This window comes from Cohnella sp. GbtcB17, from assembly GCF_019091135.1.
In the GTDB taxonomy this organism is placed as follows: domain Bacteria; phylum Bacillota; class Bacilli; order Paenibacillales; family Paenibacillaceae; genus Cohnella.
The window spans coordinates 111,660-128,835 of the sequence record NZ_JAGXJW010000016.1; the positions used below are offsets into that span (position 1 = coordinate 111,660).

General features: G+C 59.2%; 16 protein-coding genes. 8 read left to right on the forward strand and 8 right to left on the reverse strand.

Annotated features, from left to right (window positions below):
* Positions 1 to 13 precede the first annotated feature (13 nt).
* The 3 genes from KVT38_RS11140 to KVT38_RS11150 all read right to left on the reverse strand — a co-directional run bounded on the left by KVT38_RS11140 (position 14) and on the right by KVT38_RS11150 (position 4,591).
* Positions 14 to 934 carry an ABC transporter permease gene (locus tag KVT38_RS11140; protein WP_217593789.1) on the reverse strand — a complete coding sequence of 307 codons (921 nt, stop codon included), beginning with the start codon at positions 932 to 934 and terminating at the stop codon, positions 14 to 16.
* A gap of 328 nt (positions 935 to 1,262) precedes the next feature.
* Positions 1,263 to 2,846 carry a response regulator gene (locus tag KVT38_RS11145; RefSeq protein ID WP_217593790.1) on the reverse strand — a complete coding sequence of 528 codons (1,584 nt, stop codon included), beginning with the start codon at positions 2,844 to 2,846 and terminating at the stop codon, positions 1,263 to 1,265.
* A complete protein-coding gene (locus KVT38_RS11150) occupies positions 2,843 to 4,591 on the reverse strand; it encodes a sensor histidine kinase (protein ID WP_217593791.1) in 1,749 nt (582 codons plus the stop codon). The genes KVT38_RS11145 and KVT38_RS11150 overlap by 4 nt, the downstream gene beginning before the upstream one ends.
* An 81-nt stretch (positions 4,592 to 4,672) precedes the next feature.
* On the opposite strand from KVT38_RS11150, the gene KVT38_RS11155 reads away from it, so the two are divergent.
* The gene (locus KVT38_RS11155) at positions 4,673 to 5,623 is read left to right on the forward strand and encodes a DJ-1/PfpI family protein (RefSeq protein WP_254639148.1); all 951 of its coding nucleotides are present in this window, start codon (positions 4,673 to 4,675) and stop codon (positions 5,621 to 5,623) included.
* A gap of 432 nt (positions 5,624 to 6,055) precedes the next feature.
* Here KVT38_RS11155 and KVT38_RS11160 read toward each other — a convergent pair whose 3' ends face one another.
* The 3 genes from KVT38_RS11160 to KVT38_RS11170 form a co-directional block, all read right to left on the reverse strand.
* Positions 6,056 to 7,003 (reverse strand): SGNH/GDSL hydrolase family protein, encoded by a 948-nt coding sequence (locus KVT38_RS11160; RefSeq protein ID WP_217593792.1) that lies wholly within the window; start codon positions 7,001 to 7,003, stop codon positions 6,056 to 6,058.
* Positions 7,004 to 7,165: 162 nt separating this feature from the next.
* The gene (locus KVT38_RS11165; protein ID WP_217593793.1) at positions 7,166 to 8,389 is read right to left on the reverse strand and encodes an RNA polymerase sigma factor; all 1,224 of its coding nucleotides are present in this window, start codon (positions 8,387 to 8,389) and stop codon (positions 7,166 to 7,168) included.
* A gap of 6 nt (positions 8,390 to 8,395) precedes the next feature.
* Complete coding sequence (locus tag KVT38_RS11170) at positions 8,396 to 8,743, reverse strand: YciI family protein (RefSeq protein ID WP_217593794.1); 348 nt, start codon at positions 8,741 to 8,743, stop codon at positions 8,396 to 8,398.
* A 263-nt stretch (positions 8,744 to 9,006) separates the two neighbouring features.
* Here KVT38_RS11170 and KVT38_RS11175 point away from each other — a divergent pair, with 263 nt between their 5' ends.
* The 7 genes from KVT38_RS11175 (at position 9,007) to KVT38_RS11205 (ending at position 15,086) form a co-directional block, all read left to right on the forward strand.
* The gene (locus KVT38_RS11175) at positions 9,007 to 9,375 is read left to right on the forward strand and encodes a MerR family transcriptional regulator (RefSeq protein WP_217593795.1); all 369 of its coding nucleotides are present in this window, start codon (positions 9,007 to 9,009) and stop codon (positions 9,373 to 9,375) included.
* 19 nt (positions 9,376 to 9,394) lie between these two features.
* Complete coding sequence (locus KVT38_RS11180; protein WP_217593796.1) at positions 9,395 to 10,156, forward strand: SDR family oxidoreductase; 762 nt, start codon at positions 9,395 to 9,397, stop codon at positions 10,154 to 10,156.
* A 163-nt stretch (positions 10,157 to 10,319) separates the two neighbouring features.
* Positions 10,320 to 10,793, forward strand: a complete 474-nt coding sequence (locus KVT38_RS11185) for a DUF2975 domain-containing protein (RefSeq protein ID WP_217593797.1) — start codon at positions 10,320 to 10,322, stop codon at positions 10,791 to 10,793.
* A 10-nt stretch (positions 10,794 to 10,803) separates the two neighbouring features.
* Positions 10,804 to 11,031 (forward strand): helix-turn-helix domain-containing protein, encoded by a 228-nt coding sequence (locus KVT38_RS11190; RefSeq protein WP_217593798.1) that lies wholly within the window; start codon positions 10,804 to 10,806, stop codon positions 11,029 to 11,031.
* Entirely contained in the window at positions 11,028 to 11,870 is an 843-nt protein-coding gene (locus KVT38_RS11195) for a DUF817 domain-containing protein (protein ID WP_217593799.1), read from the forward strand. Before KVT38_RS11190 ends, KVT38_RS11195 begins: the two co-directional genes overlap by 4 nt.
* Before the next feature lie 105 nt (positions 11,871 to 11,975).
* Positions 11,976 to 13,397, forward strand: coding sequence for an HD-GYP domain-containing protein (locus tag KVT38_RS11200; RefSeq protein ID WP_217593800.1), 1,422 nt, complete (start codon positions 11,976 to 11,978; stop codon positions 13,395 to 13,397).
* 24 nt (positions 13,398 to 13,421) lie between these two features.
* Positions 13,422 to 15,086: a DUF6138 family protein gene (locus tag KVT38_RS11205; RefSeq protein ID WP_217593801.1), complete on the forward strand. Its 1,665-nt coding sequence runs from the start codon at positions 13,422 to 13,424 to the stop codon at positions 15,084 to 15,086.
* Between the two features lie 68 nt (positions 15,087 to 15,154).
* On the opposite strand, the gene KVT38_RS11210 is transcribed toward KVT38_RS11205, so the two are convergent.
* Positions 15,155 to 16,192: a GNAT family N-acetyltransferase gene (locus tag KVT38_RS11210; protein WP_217593802.1), complete on the reverse strand. Its 1,038-nt coding sequence runs from the start codon at positions 16,190 to 16,192 to the stop codon at positions 15,155 to 15,157.
* 71 nt (positions 16,193 to 16,263) lie between these two features.
* Positions 16,264 to 17,106: an SDR family oxidoreductase gene (locus KVT38_RS11215; protein ID WP_217593803.1), complete on the reverse strand. Its 843-nt coding sequence runs from the start codon at positions 17,104 to 17,106 to the stop codon at positions 16,264 to 16,266.
* Positions 17,107 to 17,176 lie beyond the last annotated feature (70 nt).

A 17,176-nucleotide genomic window follows, 5' to 3' on the forward strand; every position in this document is an offset into this window, starting at 1 on the left:
ACTAGCCTCCTCTTTAGAATAGCGCGCGGTCTTTGTCGTACCGCCGTACCGCATAGTTGACCGCCATGATCGTGGCGAAGCCGAGCACCGATTGGAAGACGCCGGCCGCGGCCGACATGCCGATGTCGTTGGAGGTGATGAGCGACCGGAAGACGAAGGTGTCGATGACGTCCGTCGCGGAGAACAGCATCCCGTTGTTGCCGACCATGTTGTAGAACATTCCGAAGTCTCCGCGGAAAATGTTGCCGACCGCCAGCAGCACCAGGATGATGATCGTCGGGTACAGGTTCGGAATCGTCACCTTCAGGATGCGCTGGAAAATGTTCGCACCGTCGATCTCCGCCGCCTCGTACATCTCGGTGTCGATGCTCGTGATGGCGGCCAGATACATGACCGTGCCGTAACCGAGCCCCTTCCAGGCGGACACCAGCACCAGCAGGAACGGCCAGTAGGCGGGCGTGTTGTAAATGTCGACCGGCTCGAGTCCGAGGCCTCGGAGCATGGCGTTCACGGTGCCGATGTCGTAGTTCAGCAGGTTGTAGGCGATGGCGCCGACGACGACCCACGAGATGAAGTACGGCAGGAACAGCGACGACTGAATGATTTTGCGAAACCACTTGCCCCCGACTTCGAACAGCAGGATCGCGGCGAAAATCTGCAGGGCGTTGTTCACGACGATAAACGCGATATTGTACAGCGCCGTGTTGCGCGTCACCTGCCAGGCGTTGCCCGAATCGAAGAAAAAGCGGAAATTGTCCAGTCCGTTCCACGCGCTGCCGAAAATGCCGCCGGCGTAGTCGTACCGCTTGAACGCGATAACGATGCCCGCCATCGGGATATAAGCGAATAATAGATAGAAGATGACCGCCGGGGCCAGCATCAACAAGAACATTTTGTACTTTTTCACATCGTGCCAGAAGCTGCGCAGTCGCATCTCCGCTCCCCCTCTCTCCTCTGTAGCTCTCATTATAGAAGGCGGAGCGAAGCGGCATAATTCAGCGGAACAACTAAAGATAATACAAATTCAACGATGGAGGTGAAAACGTTACGCTCGGGGCGTCGGATGCGTCGGCGCGTTGCTCGCTCGGCTTAGCGGCATGCGGTGCCGCTATCGGTTCCGGCGGCGCGTGGCACTCGGGGCTTAGCTTCACTCGCTGCCGCTAGCGGCTCCCGCAGCGATATGCTGCCTTAGAAAAAAAGGAGGCCCCTGTTCCCGCGGGAACCGGAGTCTCGTGAAGGGGGGGTCGATTCAGGGGGTCGATTCAAATATTGTGCTTCTTGCGATATTCGCCGGGAGACATGCCCATGTGCTGCTTGAACTGGCGGTTGAAGTAGATGATGTTTTTGTAACCGACCTGCTCCGCGATCTCGTACACCTTCTTGGTCGGCTCCTGCAGCAGCTCGCACACCCGCTTCATGCGCAGGTCGTTCAGGAAGTCGCTGAACAGGCTGTTGGTCTCGGCCTTGAACAGCTGACCCAGGTAATTCGGCGTAAAGTTAAAATGCGCGGCCACTTCGTTGAGCGTGATTTTCTGCTCCAGCCTGTCTTTCACGTACGCCGTAATGTCGTCGATCAGCTTGCGCTTCTGCCGCTGCCGCTTCAGGTAGAGCAGCTCGGACAGCTCGAAAAACCGCCTTCTGAGCCAGGACAATATATCGTGCACCGTCTCGAACTGGAACAGGATGAGCGGCTGATGGGCGTCCCAGTTGAGGATTTCGTACAGATGCTCGTTGAGCTGCCGCAGATCCGCGTGAAGCTTGGACGTGATGCGGATGATAAGATCGTAAATCTCGTGCTTCTGCGAGAGCGGATGGTCGCCGTCGAACAGCTGCAGCAGGCAGTCGTCGATTGCAGTCAGGTCGTACTCGAGCATCGCCTTCAGCATCCGGTCGACGATCTCCTCGAGATTGGGCGCGATCCGCTCCTTCGGTCGCCACTGCGAGGCGTCCTTGATGAGCCGGTTTTTGCCGACGATCCATTTGATGCTGAGCGCGGCCTGCGCCTGCCGATAGGAGTCGTGAAGCTGGTCGAACGCGTTCGTGTACATCCCGGTCCCGATCGTGACGGAGAAGCCGAACTCGACATAAAAAGCGCGGATCAGCTCTTCGAGCAGCGTGGAAAAAGAAGGCTCGGGCACGGCGGCCAGCAGGACGAAGCGGCTGTCGTAGGCGTCGATGACGAGTCCCATGCTGCGTTCCTGCGCGAACCGGCGTATAAAAGCGGCCGCCCCGGCGAGCCATGCGCGACGCTCTTCTGCGGTCGAGTCGACCTTCTTCCACGCGAGGTCGTCGATCTCGGCGATAGCGACCGCGGTGCCTGCCTGGAGCATCGGCGCGAGGAAGCTGCGGATATGCGACTCGACGTCGCCCGGCGCCGACTCGTTGAACCAGCGCAGCAGCAGCTCCTGGTTAACAAGCGACAGCGTCTCGGCGAGCGACGTATGCTGCCGCCGCTCCCGCTCGATTTTGCCGCATAGCTCCGTCAACGTCGCATTCAGCTCGCCGTCCTCTACCGGCTTGAGCAGATAGCCGTGCGCGTTCAGCTGGATCGCCTGCTTCGCATAGCCAAAGTCCTCGTGCCCGCTGATGAACACGATGGACACCTGCGGATTGATCTCCTTGGCCTGCCGCGCAAATTCGGTGCCGGACATGATCGGCATGCGGATGTCGGACAGGATGATGTCGATCCGCTGCTGCTTCATCAAGTTAAGCGCGGCAAATCCGCTCGAGGCCGTACGCACGCTGGCGCCCGCAAGCTGCTCGTGACCGGCCACCCGGCGCCTCAGCCATTCCAGATCGACCGCTTCGTCGTCAACCAGCAGCACATTGATATCGTTATCCGTCATTGATCGCCGCGCTCCTTGTCTTCCCGAATTTCCGCGTTTTCCATCGGCAAAATAAGCTCGACCGTCGTACCCGCGCCGTAATAGCTCCCGATCTGGATGCCGAAGTCGCTGCCGTATCTCATTTTGATTCGCTCCTCCACGTTTCTCAGGCCGTAGCCTCCCGCGCTCGGTTCGCTCGAGCGCATCCTTTTGAGCGTGTCCGGCCGCATGCCGATGCCGTTGTCGATGACCTTCAGCTCGATGCGTTCGCCACCGAGCCGCCTGCCCGCGATCCGGATGGCGATCGACTCCCCGAACCAGGCGTGCTTGAATATATTTTCCACGAAAGGCTGCAACACCAGCTTGATAATGCGCACATGCAAGATGTCCGGATCGATGTCGAGATACACCTGGAACGCGTCCGCATACTTGACCCGCTGGATGTCCAGATACGCCTTGACCTGCTCCACTTCCGCTTCAAGAGAAATATAGACTTGCCCTTCGTTGAGCGTCAGCCTGTAAAATTTGGAAAGCTCCTGCACCATCTTCGTCACCTTGTCGGCCTCGCCCATATTCGCCAGACTGCCGATCGTTGAGAGCGTATTGTACAGGAAATGCGGGCTGATCTGCGCCTGAAGCACGTCGAGCTCCGCCTGCTTTTTCTGCATGCCCTGCTCGTAAACGTCCCGGATCAGCTCCTGGATGCTCTGGGCCATCTGGTTGAACGCGTCGGCGATGTAGACGAACTCGTCGTTGCCGGCGAACCCGATCCGCTTGTAGAAGTTGCCCTCCTGGAACGACCGTACGAGCGTGACGATCCGCTTCATCTTTTTGCCGGACAGCCGCGCGACGAGGAAGCCGATAAGCGCCATCACCGCGAAGCTGATCGCGCAGACCGCGCCGATCACCCTGCGCATCTTGCTCGCGTCTTTGTTCAGATACCGGTGCGGGACCCAGGTCTCGATCGCATAGCCGGAGTCGGGAATGTCTTCGCTGATGACCAGATAGGCGCCCGCGTCGGCATTCGACGCCACGGTCCCGCGCTCGTACAGATTCGCGCCCGTCGTCTTGTCCTTCAGCCGGAGGGCGATGCCCTGCTCGATCGGAAACGTATCGAAGTTGCCGAGCAGCTCGTCGAACCTCGCCGTCACGCGAATGTAGCCGATGAGCGACTGCGCGCCGTTTGCCGCGAACAGCTTACGAAAATAGGAGAGGTTCCCGAGCTCGCGATCGGTGTCGATCTGCAGCCACAGCTTGTCCCTGCTCGGCGGGGAGACGGACTTGAACCAATCCGTCTGCGCGACGCCCTGTGCAGACAGCACGTAATAATCGCTGCGGCCGATCGGTTGCGACATGTCGTCGCCGGCGATCTCGAGCATCGTCTCGTTGACTGCGTACAGGACGAGCCGCAGCTTGTTGCCGTACAGCTGAAGCGGCGCCTTCATATACGGTACGATGTCGTCTTTCATTTTCAGCATATTCTCTCGAGTATCGCCCTTGAATTGCAGCGCGTTCTGGAACGTCGTATTGAGAAAAAGCGAGTTCGTCATGCGCGTGATCTCGTCCATCTGGTATTCGATATTGTTGCTCGTCTGCCGCATCGCGGTGCGAATGTTCGTCTCCGCCATCTCCGTCCGGGAATCGACGAGCATCGTGTATGCGATGTAGCCCACCAGAATATCGGTCAACAGCACCAGCGCCAGGTACGGCAGCATCGTCTTATAGGTAAACGGGATGTACTTGCGGCCCCACCGAAACTCTCCCATGCGCGCGCTCCCTTTTCGCTCAGGTCCACCCGCGGAGAAGCGGGTTGCCCCATTTTACAATGAAATGAGAGCGGTTACTAGATGCCAGATTGTTGCTCAACTCGTGATGAAGTGGTGACCTTTTTATCGCTTCTTTTGAGAGAGATGTCCGTTATGATTTTCCCAGGGATTCCGCCGGCGAACGGCAGGTACTGGCTCAGGCGCCCGGCAAGCAGTCCATACTATGAAGCGAGAGGGATTGGTAAAACGATGAAAACATTTTTTAGATGGTTCATGTCGCTCACGCTCCTGCTAAGTCTGGTTGTTCCTGCGGCAAACGCGAAAACAACAGATAAGACGGACGCGGCCAAAAGCAAAGTTACTCACGTTCAAATCGTACTGTTCGACGGTTTCGATCTGCTGGATGCATTGGGACCTTATGAATCGTTTGCCGCTGCGGGGATGTATTCATCGGGAGCCATGACCGTCCAATTGGTCTCCGCAGAAGGAGAGCGTTCCGTTCCGAGCGGCCTTAACGGACCGGCTCTTAAGGCAGAAGCCAAGCTGGACCCCAATCGACCGGGCATTATTCTGGTGCCCGGCGCTTCGGGAAAGCCGGCCGGAGATTCGGCAGACGCCATTCCGAATATCTTAAAGCAAGCGATGAAAACAGACTTGCCGGGGCAGTTAAAAAAAGCGTTCAACAACAAAGAGGTCACTGTGGCAACCGTTTGCGGCGGTACGCTGCTGCCGGCTATGGCAGGTTTACTGAAGGATCGGCACGCAGTTACCAATCATTTAGGCATGAGTACGTTAGGCGCGCTCGGAGCCATTCCCGTCGAAGCCCGTGTCGTTGAGGACAGCCCTCGCTTCGTGAGCGGGGGAGGCGTGACTTCGGGCCTCGACGTCGCTTTGTATTTGATCGAACGCGAGTTGGGGCCTCAGATTGCAAATGCCGTAGAGAAGCTGTTCGAGTACGAGAAAAGAGGCACGGTATGGCGTGCGACCGGCAACGAGCCGATCGAATTCAATATGCGTCCGAAAGCTTCTTAACACAAGCGACCAGCCGCCAATTCTAATAACGCTGCCGAGAAACGGGCTCGCTAAGGCCTGAAATCGCTCTGACCGAGACTTTTGGCCGCTCGCAGTTCCGCTGACGGTTTAAAGTAGCTCTGATCAGGACTTCTTGCGGCGCGCAGTTCCGCTGACGGTCCGAAGTAGCTCTGATCAGGACTTCATGTGGCGCGGAATCCCGCTGACGGTCCGAAGTAGCTCTGATCAGGACTTCTTGCGGCACGGAATCCCGCTGACGGTCCAAAGTAGCTCTGATCAGGACTTCTTGCGGCACGCAGTTCCGCTGACGGTCCGAAGTAGCTCTGATCAGGACTTCTTGCGGCGCGGAATCCCGCTGACGGCCCAAAGTAGCCCCAATCGGGACTGCTTGCAGCCGCAGACGGCATCTTTCTTTCCGCGCCGAATAGGCCGTCAGGCCAGAGAAGGATCCATGGCATCGGCCAGCTCCCGGATGCGCGCTTCCAGCACGCGAGCCGCGGCCTTCGCTTCCGCCAAGGGCAGCGCCCCTTCCGCTTTGTTCGGGTTCGTGTGCCCGACATGCTCTTTCCAGGCCGCGCTGATCAGCCGATGGCGCTGCATGACCAGTTCAAAATACGCCGAGCCGTCCACCGCCGCCGCGAACGCCCGTGCTTGCTCCGGCTCAATGCCGAACAGCGTGCGCAAGATCGACTGCGCCATCACCGCATGTCCCGGCGCGAACGGATGGATGCCGTCTCCCGACAGGTACGCCGGATCGGCCGCCCGCTCCGCCGCGATGCGCGCCAGCAGCTCGTCGTGGATGCTCACCGTCGCGTCCGCGGCGTCTTCGCCGAGCGACAGCACCCAGTCCGCGTAGCGCTTCAGCACCTGCTCGTAATCGGCAAAAGGCGTCTCGTAGCTGTACGCCGCCTCCGGCCGGCCTTCGGGCAGCAGCCGCTGCGCGCCGTCCGGCAGCGAGGCCGGGTCGAACGGCGGCGGCGTCATGGCGATCGCCTTGGCGCCCGCCTGCCGGATCTGGCCGAGCAGCCGCAGCAGCCCATCTTTATAGGCGCCGAACCGTTCCTCCGACAGCGGATGGTAGATGCCGTCGTTCATGCCGTAGCAGACGACGACCCAGTCAGGCTGCGTCTCGGCGAGCGCCCGCGCCAACCGGTCGTGTACGCACGGCCGCGGAAACGGATGAATGGGCTCGCTCAGTCCCGACGCCGTCTCGCTGCTGACGCCCAGGTTTATCAGCTCGATCCGGGAAGCCGGGGCATGCAGTCGGAAATAGGCATCGAGATAGGCGATGTAAGTGCCGTCGTCGGTAATGCTGTCTCCCAGAAACGCGATTCTGAGCGCTTCCGGAAGCGGCTTGTCTTTCCCGTAAAATGGCTTCATGGCAAACTCCCAACTCTCGCAAGGAATGATATCGTCAACGCCATTATACACGCGAACGGGCGAATGAACGAGAACGGCGCGCAAAGAACCGAAGAATCCAAAGACCCTTAAGCAACACTCGCATCGCGATGTCCTGCTTAAGGGTTCTTTTGACTGCCGTATTCACAGCCCGTCCGATTGGCTGCTTAAAAACCGCCGGACAGCTCCGTCCGCGCTGAGACCGATCGCACGGCTGTACGCGGATCGCGCCTCGTCATGCCGATGCATCCGCTTGTACAAGTGACCGGCCAGCGCCCAGTAAGGCTGGTAATCCGCAACCTCCGCACACGGAATGGACGCCAGCAGCGCGAGGCCTCGGTCTGCGCCGTAGGCCTCCGCGACCGCCGCGGCACGCCCGACGATCGAGCCTAGCGCGGGTTGCTCGCGGACGAGCCCCTCGTACAATTGCGCGATCGCTTCCCACTCCGTGCGTCCCGTCCGCAGACGCTGCGCATGCACCGACTGAATCGCGGCCATGAGTTGAAACCGCCCGATGCGGCCGGCTTGCGAAGCCGCGTGCAAATGACGCTCCGCCTCCGCGATCAAGCTCCGATCCCAGCTTGCGCAATCCTGCTCGGAGAGCGGGACATAATTTCCTTCCCTGTCGCGGCGAGCCGCTCGGCGCGCCTCGCTATGCAGCATCAGTGCGAGCAGGCCGTGCACCTCCGGATCGCGGGGAACGAACCGAAGCAGCAGCTTTCCGAGCGCTATCGCTTCCTCGACGAATCTCCCGCCAGGCGCACCGGCGGCGGCCGCGTCGTCCCAGCCGCTCCCGTAGGCGGCGTAGACGGCCTCCAGGACCGCATCGAGACGCGCCGGGATCTCTTCCGCATCCGCCGGTTCGAACGCGAGGCGCTCGGCGCGGATCTTAGCCTTCGTCCGGGTCAAGCGCTGGCTCATCGTGGAAGGCTTGACGACGAAGGCGGACGCGATGCGGGCAGCGTCCAATCCCAGTACCGTCTGCAGCATGAGCGGCGTGCGCATCGCGGGATCGATCGCCGGATGCGCGCACAGCAGCATCATGCCGAGCCGCTCGTCCGGCAGCTCGGCGCCGGACGCATTCAGTAGCCGCGTATCCTCGGCCATGGCCAGAAGCGTCGGCAGCGCCTCGGCAGAGACGCGGCTGCGGCGGGCGCGGTCGATCAGCCTCCTGCGGGCGATCGTCAGCAGCCAAGCCTCGGGCTTATCGGGAATGCCCGTCATAGGCCAGGCTTCCAGCGCCGACAGAAAGGCGTCGCCGACGGCATCCTCCACGTCCTGCTGATTGCGCCAACGGACCGTGAGATACGAGAGCAGCCGGCCGTAAGCCTCGCGCGCCGCCTGTTCGGCGATTCGATGCGATTCCATCGGCGGCTACTTCAGCGCAGGGATGTTCTGCCTGACCTCGACCGTGTCGACCGGTCCCCGGGCCGCCCATTCCAGCGCGGCGTCCATATCCGGCACGTCGAGCACGAAGATTCCGCCAAGCTGCTCCTTCGTCTCGGGAAAGGGCCCATCCTGCACGACCATATCTCCGCCGCGGCGCTTCAGGGTGGCCGCCGTCTCGGGTGCATAAAGCCCGGAGCCGAACACGACGACGCCCGCTTCCCGCAGCGCATGCACATAATGCGTCCAGCCTGCCAAATAAGCCTCCTGGCGTTCCGGATCCGTTCTGGCAGCGAAGTCCTCCTGCGACTCATAAAACATTAACGTGTAATTCATAAGATAAGCCTCCTGATAGATCGTTGGATTTGGGATACATCATCTTGTCGTTTCGGATCGCACGATTTCTACACGTCCGAAAAAAAATGATCGGAAAAAGTTTGTTGGCCGCGTTGTCCTTCATCCGCCGTCGAATTTTCCCTTAGTATAGCAAAACGCTTAACAGCAATCCTCCACAATGCGGCCTCCCTGTTGACTTAAACCATAGTTCAAGTCGTATCCTATAGTTGTCGACTCAATCGAATGAATTTGGAGGCCTCCAAATGAAGTACCGTTCCATCGGGGAAGCGGCGGCCGCGCTCGATATTCCCGACTCTACGATCCGCTATTACGAGAAAATGGGACTGCTGCCGTTACTCGAGCGCGACAAGGCCGGGAGACGAATCTTTTCGGACGATCAGATGGCGCTCCTCGGCACCGTGATGTGCTTGAAAAATACGCATATGCCCATCAGCGACATCAAGCAATACGTGGATTGGATCGTAGAGGGCGAGAGTACGCTCGAACGCCGGCTCGAGATGATGAACCGTCACAAGCAAGCGGTGCTGGACGAGATCGCGTTGATGACGGAAAGCTTGAAGGGCATCGACTACAAGATCGAACGGTACGCCAGGCAGCTCGGAAAAAAATAAACGGAGAAGAGGAACGCGCATGAAACTGTCGGGCAATACGATACTCATCACGGGCGGCGGCGCCGGCATCGGCCTCGCCTTTGCGGAGCGTTTCCTGAAGGCGGGCAACCGCGTCATCGTCTGCGGCAGACGCGAACAAGCGCTGCGGCAAGCGAAGGAGAAATACCCGGACCTCATCACTCGCGTATGCGATCTGGCTATCGAGTCGGAGCGTACGGCCCTGTTCGAATGGGTAACCATGGAACATCCGGAAGTCAACGTATTGGTGAACAACGCAGGCATCCAGCTGCGCTTCAACGTGCTGAAGGCCGATGCGAAAAACGACTGGGCCGCATTGAGCCAGGAGATCGCCACGAACATCGAGGCGCCTTTTCACCTCTCGATGCTGTTCGCCCCGTTTTTTGCGGCCAAAGATGCGTCGGCGATCATCAACGTGACGTCCGGCCTGGCCTTTACGCCATTTGCGATCGCGCCGATCTATTCGGCGTCGAAGGCGGCGCTTCATTCCTTCACCATGAGCCTGAGGCTTCAGCTGTCGAACACCTCCGTGGAGGTGATCGAGGTCGCGCCGCCTGCCGTCAATACGGATCTGGGAGGCACCGGGCTGCACGTTCAAGGCGAACCGCTCGATGCCTTCGCGGACGGCATATTCCAGGGGCTTGAAGCCGGGCTGGCGGAGATCGGCTACGGCACCTCGGTTGCCCGCCTGCGCATGTCGCGGGACGAGATCGACCAATACGCGGAAAAGATGTATGAAGCGACGAAAAGCGCGATTGAATAAGGCGGACCTCGTCCACTCGAACACCCAGCTCTCCGGCACGCGCCGGAGCGGTTGGGTGTTTTCATTTATCAGCAAATATGTACTGCTATTCGAAATAAATTTATTGTAAAACGATAAATCCCATGCTACGATCAGTTCACCATACTTAAGCGGGGTGCTGGAAATGAAACGAAAAACGCTCATGTTGAGAGCGGTCGTATTCCTGATCGGAATTGCGGTTCTTGCCCTGTGCTTCTTCGGGCTGCCTTCGATCTTCGACGAAGCGGCCGCGAATTATCCGAAGTCGATTTATCTGCCTATATTCATAGGTATGTACGCCTCGGCGATTCCCTTTTTTGCCGCGCTGTTCCAGGCGCTGCGCTTGCTTCGCTATATCGACGACAACAGCGCCTTCTCGGATTTGTCCGTCAAAGCGCTCCACGTCATCAAATACTGCGCATGCGCGATCAGCCTCCTGTATGTCGCCTGCCTGCCGTTTCTCTACCGGATCGCCGATCAAGACGACGCGCCGGGCGTCCTAGCCATCGGTCTCGTCGTTGCGTTCGCCGCATTCGTGATCGCCGTCTTTGCCGCCGTGCTTCAGAAGCTGCTCCAGAACGCCATCGATATAAAATCGGAAAACGACTTAACGATCTGAGGTGAACGATGTGGCTATTGTCATCAATATCGATGTCATGCTGGCGAAGCGGAAAATGAGCGTGACCGAGCTGTCGGAGCGGGTCGGGATCACGATGGCCAACCTGTCCATCCTCAAAAACGGGAAGGCGAAGGCGATCCGCATCTCGACGCTTGCGGCGATCTGCAAGGCGCTGAAGTGTCAGCCCGGCGACCTGCTCGAATACGTCGACGATGAAGAGGAGGAGGACGGGCGATGAATCTTCTAAGCCTGAGAAGAGCGGCCGACTCGGTCGGCATTCCCCGCGTTCTGCGGCAGCTCGTGCGGTTCGGCTGGGTGCAGTCGCTATCCTGCGTATTTCCCGTCGTCATCTTCGTCTCCCTCGCCGTGACGCAGCAGTTCTCCCTGCCGTGGCTGCCTCGCTATGACTGGCTGCTGATCATCTGTCTGGCCATGCAGGCCTGGATGCTGCTCGCCGGACTCGAAACACGCGACGAGCTGAAGGTGATCACCGTCTTCCACTTGATCGGCCTCGCGCTGGAGCTGTTCAAGGTGCATATGGGGTCCTGGTCCTACCCCGAAGAGGGCTGGACGAAGGTCGGCGGCGTACCGCTTTACAGCGGCTTCATGTATGCCAGCGTAGCCAGTTACCTCTGCCAAGCATGGCGGCGTATGCAGGTTCGTCTGGAAGGTTGGCCGCCGCTCCGGCTGGCCGTCCCGCTTGCCGCCTCCATTTACCTGAACTTTTTTACGCATCATTATTGGATCGACGTTCGCTGGTGTCTGTTCGCCCTCGTGCTCATCGTATTTCGGCGAGCCTGGGTGACCTACCAAGTCGGGCGCCGCCGCTATCGGATGCCGATCGTCCTCTCCTTCGCGCTGATCGGCTTCTTTATCTGGATCGCCGAGAACGTCGCCACCTTCTTCAGCGCCTGGCAATATCCGAACCAATCCGGCGCCTGGCATCTCGTCTCGCTGGGCAAGATCAGCTCCTGGCTGCTGCTCGTCATCATCAGTTTTCTCATCGTCGCCTCGCTGAAGCTGTACAAGGGTCGGCGGCTTCCCGAAGCTCCCGGCGACCGCTATTCTGCCTTCTGATTTATACGCTAACGGCCGTCGCCTACAGCAGGATTCAACACGCAGGTGTCGAATTTTGGCTATAGGCGAAGGAAGTTAGCTTAAATTGGAAAGGTTGGAACGACCATGCCGCGTTCACCCCGCGTTTTAATCAGCACCATGTCGATAACGTCCGTCGTTCTCCTCCTGGCCTACGCCTATCTGGCCTCTTTTCCAGGCCACGATAAGATGTGGGACCTGCCTCGTTTCCACTTTTACGTCATTTCACCGACGCTTCTGGCTTTGGCAATCAGCGCGATCGTCCTGGGCTGGACGGGGATTCGGCTGCGGGACATGAGCGTCCTCATGCTGGCGCTGGCCATCTTCTCGCTGAACGGTTTTTTTCTGATTCACGCGCTGTCTACGCCTGGGTTCATTATCGACGACCAATACCACCTGGCCGGCGTCGCCTCGCAAATCGCGTTAACGACCTGCTCGGCCTGGATCCTTCTCTCCACGCTGTCTTCGGACCAACCTTTTATTCGGCTCTTGTCCAAGCATCGGCGGCGCATCGTCGTCGGCTGGGTAACGCTGATCGTTCTGTTGAACGTTGTTGCACTGGTGAATCCCGACCTTTCCGAATTCATTCCGATCGATATCGAGCCGCTGAATTATGTCATGGCCGCGCTTACCGTCCTCCTGTACGTGTTCGCCGCTATCCGGTATTACCGGCAATTCCGGATCGTCCAATTTCCTCTGCATGCCGCCATCGTCTTCGGCTCGGTACTGCTGGCGATCACGGAATGCTTCATGATCAGCACGATGATGTGGACCCTGGCCTGGTGGCTGTACCATGTCGTCCTCGCTGCGTCCGCGCTCCTGCTGCTGTACGGCATCATCGCCCAATATCGGTCGAACGTCGCCGTGACGCAGACTGTCCAGCAGGGCGACCGCCGTTCGTCGCAAGGTCCGCTGCGCATCAGCATCTCCGGGAGCATGCAGGAATTGATCGCGGCCACGGAAACGAAGGACGCTTATACGGCGGGCCATAATTATCGCGTCGCGATGTACGGCGTGCAGCTGGCCCAAGCCATGAAGCTCGATCCCGAGCTGCTGCTGGCGCTCGCCCGCGGCGGACTCATTCACGACGTCGGGAAGACGCAGACGCCGAGCGAGATTCTGTACAAGCCGGGAAAACTGGATCCGGACGAACGGCTCATCATCGAGCAGCATCCGGTGGCCGGCTACGAGATGTGCAAGTATATTGGCTTCATGACCGAGGAGCTGTCCGTCATCCGACACCATCACGAAAAGTGGGACGGCACGGGCTATCCGGACAAGCTGAAGGGCACGGAGATCTCGCTGCCCGCGAGAATCCTGGCCGTCGCGGATGTGTACGACGCATTGACGTCGCGCAGAGCCTATCGCGAGCCGTGGCCGCAGGAGCGTGCGCTGCAAGTCATCGTCGAGGGAAGCGGCACGCACTTCGATCCCGATTGCGTCTCGGCCTTCGTCAAGCTTTGCGAGCGCGGCGAATTGTTCGTTCCTGAAGGAAGCGGCGCCAAGTAACCTTAAATTCGGGGGAGGAGCAAAATGAACGACGCTGTAGAAGCCCTTTTGCATGACGTATGGAAGGAAATCGCCGGCATCTATGCGCGAGAGCGTGCGAGGATCGACGGCATTAAGAACTTCAGCGCCTTGCAGGCGGGGATCAAAGATTATTTGCGAGTCGCTTGGAGAAAACGGGTCGAGCGTTCGGAATACGGGACCCTTTATATCGACGTGGAAAGACCGTTCTCCTGGAGCGACAGCTCCTACACGATCGAAGCGGGGTCTTACATGACGGAGCTGACCGGCGAGCTGCTGACCGAAGCGTTTTTCCCCGCGCTGTGCGAGCGCGTAGATCGACTGTTCCGCTCGGAGGAGCTCGGCCCCCGCTTCTTCGATTACCGGATGGAATTGGTACTCGAATTCGAGCAAAGCGATGCCGAACGGAAGCTGACGCGCCACCTCGTCAATCAGCCTAAGCTCGAAGCGCTTCGAACGTCGTTGGACCGTTTTATCGAAACGAAGATTAAATCCGAGCCGCCCGTGCTGCCGAAGCCAAGCGACTTGTTCTTCTTCGCCCATCACCTCGTAAATCCCGATCTGACGACGCAGCGGGTGTCCGAGATCGATCCATTGCTCCGGCGTCTGTCCAATAAGATGCAGCCCTACCCGCAGCGCCTGCAGGAGTGGGTGGGTCAATATAGTTCGGCCTTCAAGGCGTGGGCGCGGGAGGATTTTCTGCCGCGGTACTTTATCGGCGCCGACGATTACGGGCACGATTGGCAGCTGAAGGCTGAACCGGAACGACAAGCCGTGGACGATGCCGAGATGGACTTTTTCCTTTATGCCGCTTTGAAGGTCGGGGCGATTGAGCCGGACACCCGGCAGCGCTATCTGGTTCTGGCGGAACGGCTGGGCTCGGATCAGGCTTCGCAGTACATGAAGATCGGAAGCGGCAAATTCGAGAGCGCGTATCGGGGTGCGCAGGTCGACTGCAGCTGCAACGACATCTCGCAGACGATCGAGATCCGTATCCGCTCCGAAGAGGAGAAAGCGTACGAGGAGGCGTTGGACTACATCATCGGCCTCCTGCGACAGGGTTTTCCGAAGGGCTACGAGCTGAAGTTAAAAACGACCCAAAAGCATGCGCTGCCGATGCCGAAGCTGGCCAAGTCGAAGCTGCATCAGTTTTTTGCCAATGCGCTGACCTATCCCGGACTCTACCCCAAGCTGGCGGAATATGCAGAAGCGGCCATGGAGGAATTCGCCTGGTATCGGGACGTGGAACCGAGCGAAAAGTCGGTCATGCCGGGCACCTACGCCGTTTTCGGACTCGGCTTGTACAGCGAATCTTACTTCCCGCTGGTCTGCCGTTACATGACGCTGGTGGACACGGAGCATCAGATGGCGCAGGACGGTTATGCCAAAGCGTTCGTCGATGCGCATGGCGTAAAGCCCGAACTGATGCCGGTCCTCGTCGCCATTTTGCTGGCCGGCAACGAGGATGCGACGCCGGTCAAAAACATCGGCATCGACCGTCCCGAGCTGGCCGAAGCGCTGGCGCAAGCCCTGCAGGATAAAAAGCGGCATGAACGCGAGATGGCCCTGAGCCGGATCTTCGGCAGCGCGGACAAGCTGGCCAAAGCCGTCCGGCAAGCGCAGCCGCCCTTGAAGGAGGGGCTCGCGCGTTTGTCGGCGCTTCTCGGATAAGACTCCAGCAAACGAAAAACGGCTCTTCTGGCGAACGCTGTGCGCGCGCCCGTCCGAAGAGCCGTTTTTTATTTGTCATGATTCGCGATCGCTTCCTTGACCTGCCGAAGGTCTCCGGCGATGCGATAGGAGCCCCGCAGCGGCATATAACCCAGGCTTTGATTGACTTTAAGGATCGCACCGTTTAAAGAATCGTTGTCCGTCTTCAAGTAGGCGGCGCCATGCCGCTTCGCGAGTTGAACGGCGCGGATCTTCAGCGCTTGCGCGATCTTGCGGCCCCGGTATTCCCGGCAGACGCCGGTATATTCGTGATACATCCCGCCGGTCGCTTCCTTGTAAGGAATATTCGATACGGCGATGTACCGGCCGTCCTTCACGTCCACCGCGAGCAATACCCGTTCGGGGGCGTAACCCTCGACCCGCAAGTACCACTTCGTCCATTCCGCCCGGTCGGGCACCTCGCCCATGAATCCCGGAATATCGGCGAGCGTCTCCAGGTACACCTGATAGATCTTTGCTTCGTTTTCTTCCGTCTCGCCTTCTTCCGCAAAGGTCCGGATGCGGATACCTCCCGCTTCGAGCCGCTCGAACAGGCCGGTCTCGTTCAGGATTTCCGGCTTCGCGGTCTCGAGTTCCAGCACGGATTGAAAGGCATGCCTTTCCACCGCGAATCCGTTCCGTTCGGCGAAGGCGCGCGCCCCCGAATCGTCGTCCCAGATCTCCGAAACAAGGTTGACGGCGCCCAGCCCTTCGCCCCACTGCACCAGATGACGAAGAAGCTGGCTGCCGATCCCTTTTCCGCGATATTCTTTGTTCACGACGACCGTGTTGTTAAGATAACCCGACTCGGTCCAGGGCGCCCGCCACGACCAGACATAGCCGACGATCCGATCGTCCTCGGCGACGGCGACATGGCGCGTGCGGTCATAGCCGGCCAGCAGCCCGTTGTCGTCCATATACGTATGTCCGACCTCATACAGGTTCGCATCGTCTTCCTTCAGGCGCTCGGCGGATATCGGCTCAGAGAAATAGGTATTCAACAGCGCCGCCAAACCTTCATAATCTTCAGGTACCTTCAAAGGACGCAGCTCGTAACGCTCTATCATGCGCTCTCCGCCTTTTTTATCCAGCATAGCATGTCCTTACCGGAATTGTCCCGGAAAATCCGATTAGAAGGTCACTGCCCCTTTGGAAAATCCGTCGAGAAGGCGAGCTCCCGCTGCGCCTCAAGCTCCGCGAGACGGCCGGTGAGCGCACGATGGATCGCCTGGTAGGAGTCGCTCCCCAGCGCGATCCGCTTCGGCGCCGGATGCTGGTCGACGCTGTCGATCATGATCTTGGCCATCTTCCCGGGGTCTCCCATCGATACGGCTGTCTTATCCTCGGCGATCCGCCTCGCGCCCGCAGCCGGAGAGATATCGTAGGCCTCCATCCGCGGCCCCAGCTTCAAGCTGTGATGCCTGAAATTTGTGCGCGCTCCGCCCGGCTCTACGATGGTCACGCCGATGTTGAACGGCGCCACTTCCTGCATCACGGCTTCGGCAAAGCCCTCGATCCCCCATTTTGTCGCATGGTACAAGGAGCCTCCCGGGAAAGCGGCTTGGCCGCCTACCGTAGAGAGCTGAATGATTCGACCGCCGCCCTGCGCGCGCAAGTGCGGCAGCGCAGCGCGCACCAGCTGGATGGAGCCGACGAGATTGGTGTTGATCTGATGGACAATCTGCTCGTCGGTCAACTCCTCCGCCGCGCCGATCAGCCCGTAGCCCGCATTGCTGACCACCACGTCAATGCGGCCTAACTGCTCGAATGCCTTGTTCACAACCGTATAAATACCCGCCGTATCCGTCACGTCCAGCTTCGCGACCCACAGCCGATCGCCGTATGCCGCCTTCAGATCGTCCGCCGCCTGTAGATTGCGGACCGTGCCCGCGACGCGGTCGCCCCGCTCCAGCAATTGCTCGGTCATATGCCGGCCGAAGCCGCTGCTGATTCCCGTGATCAGCCAAGTCCGTTGTGCCATCGTTGATAACCTTCTTTCTTGGGTTCCGATCTATATATAACTAACCGGTTAGTTATAATATAAAATGTTC

What these genes read in the sequence shown, in the direction of transcription:
- KVT38_RS11140 (WP_217593789.1), bottom strand. Translation starts at nt 934, where the DNA reads ATGCGACTGCGCAGCTTCTGGCACGATGTGAAAAAGTACAAAATGTTC.
- KVT38_RS11145 (WP_217593790.1), bottom strand. Translation starts at nt 2,846, where the DNA reads ATGACGGATAACGATATCAATGTGCTGCTGGTTGACGACGAAGCGGTC.
- KVT38_RS11150 (WP_217593791.1), bottom strand. Translation starts at nt 4,591, where the DNA reads ATGGGAGAGTTTCGGTGGGGCCGCAAGTACATCCCGTTTACCTATAAG.
- KVT38_RS11155 (WP_254639148.1), top strand. Translation starts at nt 4,673, where the DNA reads ATGCCAGATTGTTGCTCAACTCGTGATGAAGTGGTGACCTTTTTATCG.
- KVT38_RS11160 (WP_217593792.1), bottom strand. Translation starts at nt 7,003, where the DNA reads ATGAAGCCATTTTACGGGAAAGACAAGCCGCTTCCGGAAGCGCTCAGA.
- KVT38_RS11165 (WP_217593793.1), bottom strand. Translation starts at nt 8,389, where the DNA reads ATGGAATCGCATCGAATCGCCGAACAGGCGGCGCGCGAGGCTTACGGC.
- KVT38_RS11170 (WP_217593794.1), bottom strand. Translation starts at nt 8,743, where the DNA reads ATGAATTACACGTTAATGTTTTATGAGTCGCAGGAGGACTTCGCTGCC.
- KVT38_RS11175 (WP_217593795.1), top strand. Translation starts at nt 9,007, where the DNA reads ATGAAGTACCGTTCCATCGGGGAAGCGGCGGCCGCGCTCGATATTCCC.
- KVT38_RS11180 (WP_217593796.1), top strand. Translation starts at nt 9,395, where the DNA reads ATGAAACTGTCGGGCAATACGATACTCATCACGGGCGGCGGCGCCGGC.
- KVT38_RS11185 (WP_217593797.1), top strand. Translation starts at nt 10,320, where the DNA reads ATGAAACGAAAAACGCTCATGTTGAGAGCGGTCGTATTCCTGATCGGA.
- KVT38_RS11195 (WP_217593799.1), top strand. Translation starts at nt 11,028, where the DNA reads ATGAATCTTCTAAGCCTGAGAAGAGCGGCCGACTCGGTCGGCATTCCC.
- KVT38_RS11200 (WP_217593800.1), top strand. Translation starts at nt 11,976, where the DNA reads ATGCCGCGTTCACCCCGCGTTTTAATCAGCACCATGTCGATAACGTCC.
- KVT38_RS11205 (WP_217593801.1), top strand. Translation starts at nt 13,422, where the DNA reads ATGAACGACGCTGTAGAAGCCCTTTTGCATGACGTATGGAAGGAAATC.
- KVT38_RS11210 (WP_217593802.1), bottom strand. Translation starts at nt 16,192, where the DNA reads ATGATAGAGCGTTACGAGCTGCGTCCTTTGAAGGTACCTGAAGATTAT.
- KVT38_RS11215 (WP_217593803.1), bottom strand. Translation starts at nt 17,106, where the DNA reads ATGGCACAACGGACTTGGCTGATCACGGGAATCAGCAGCGGCTTCGGC.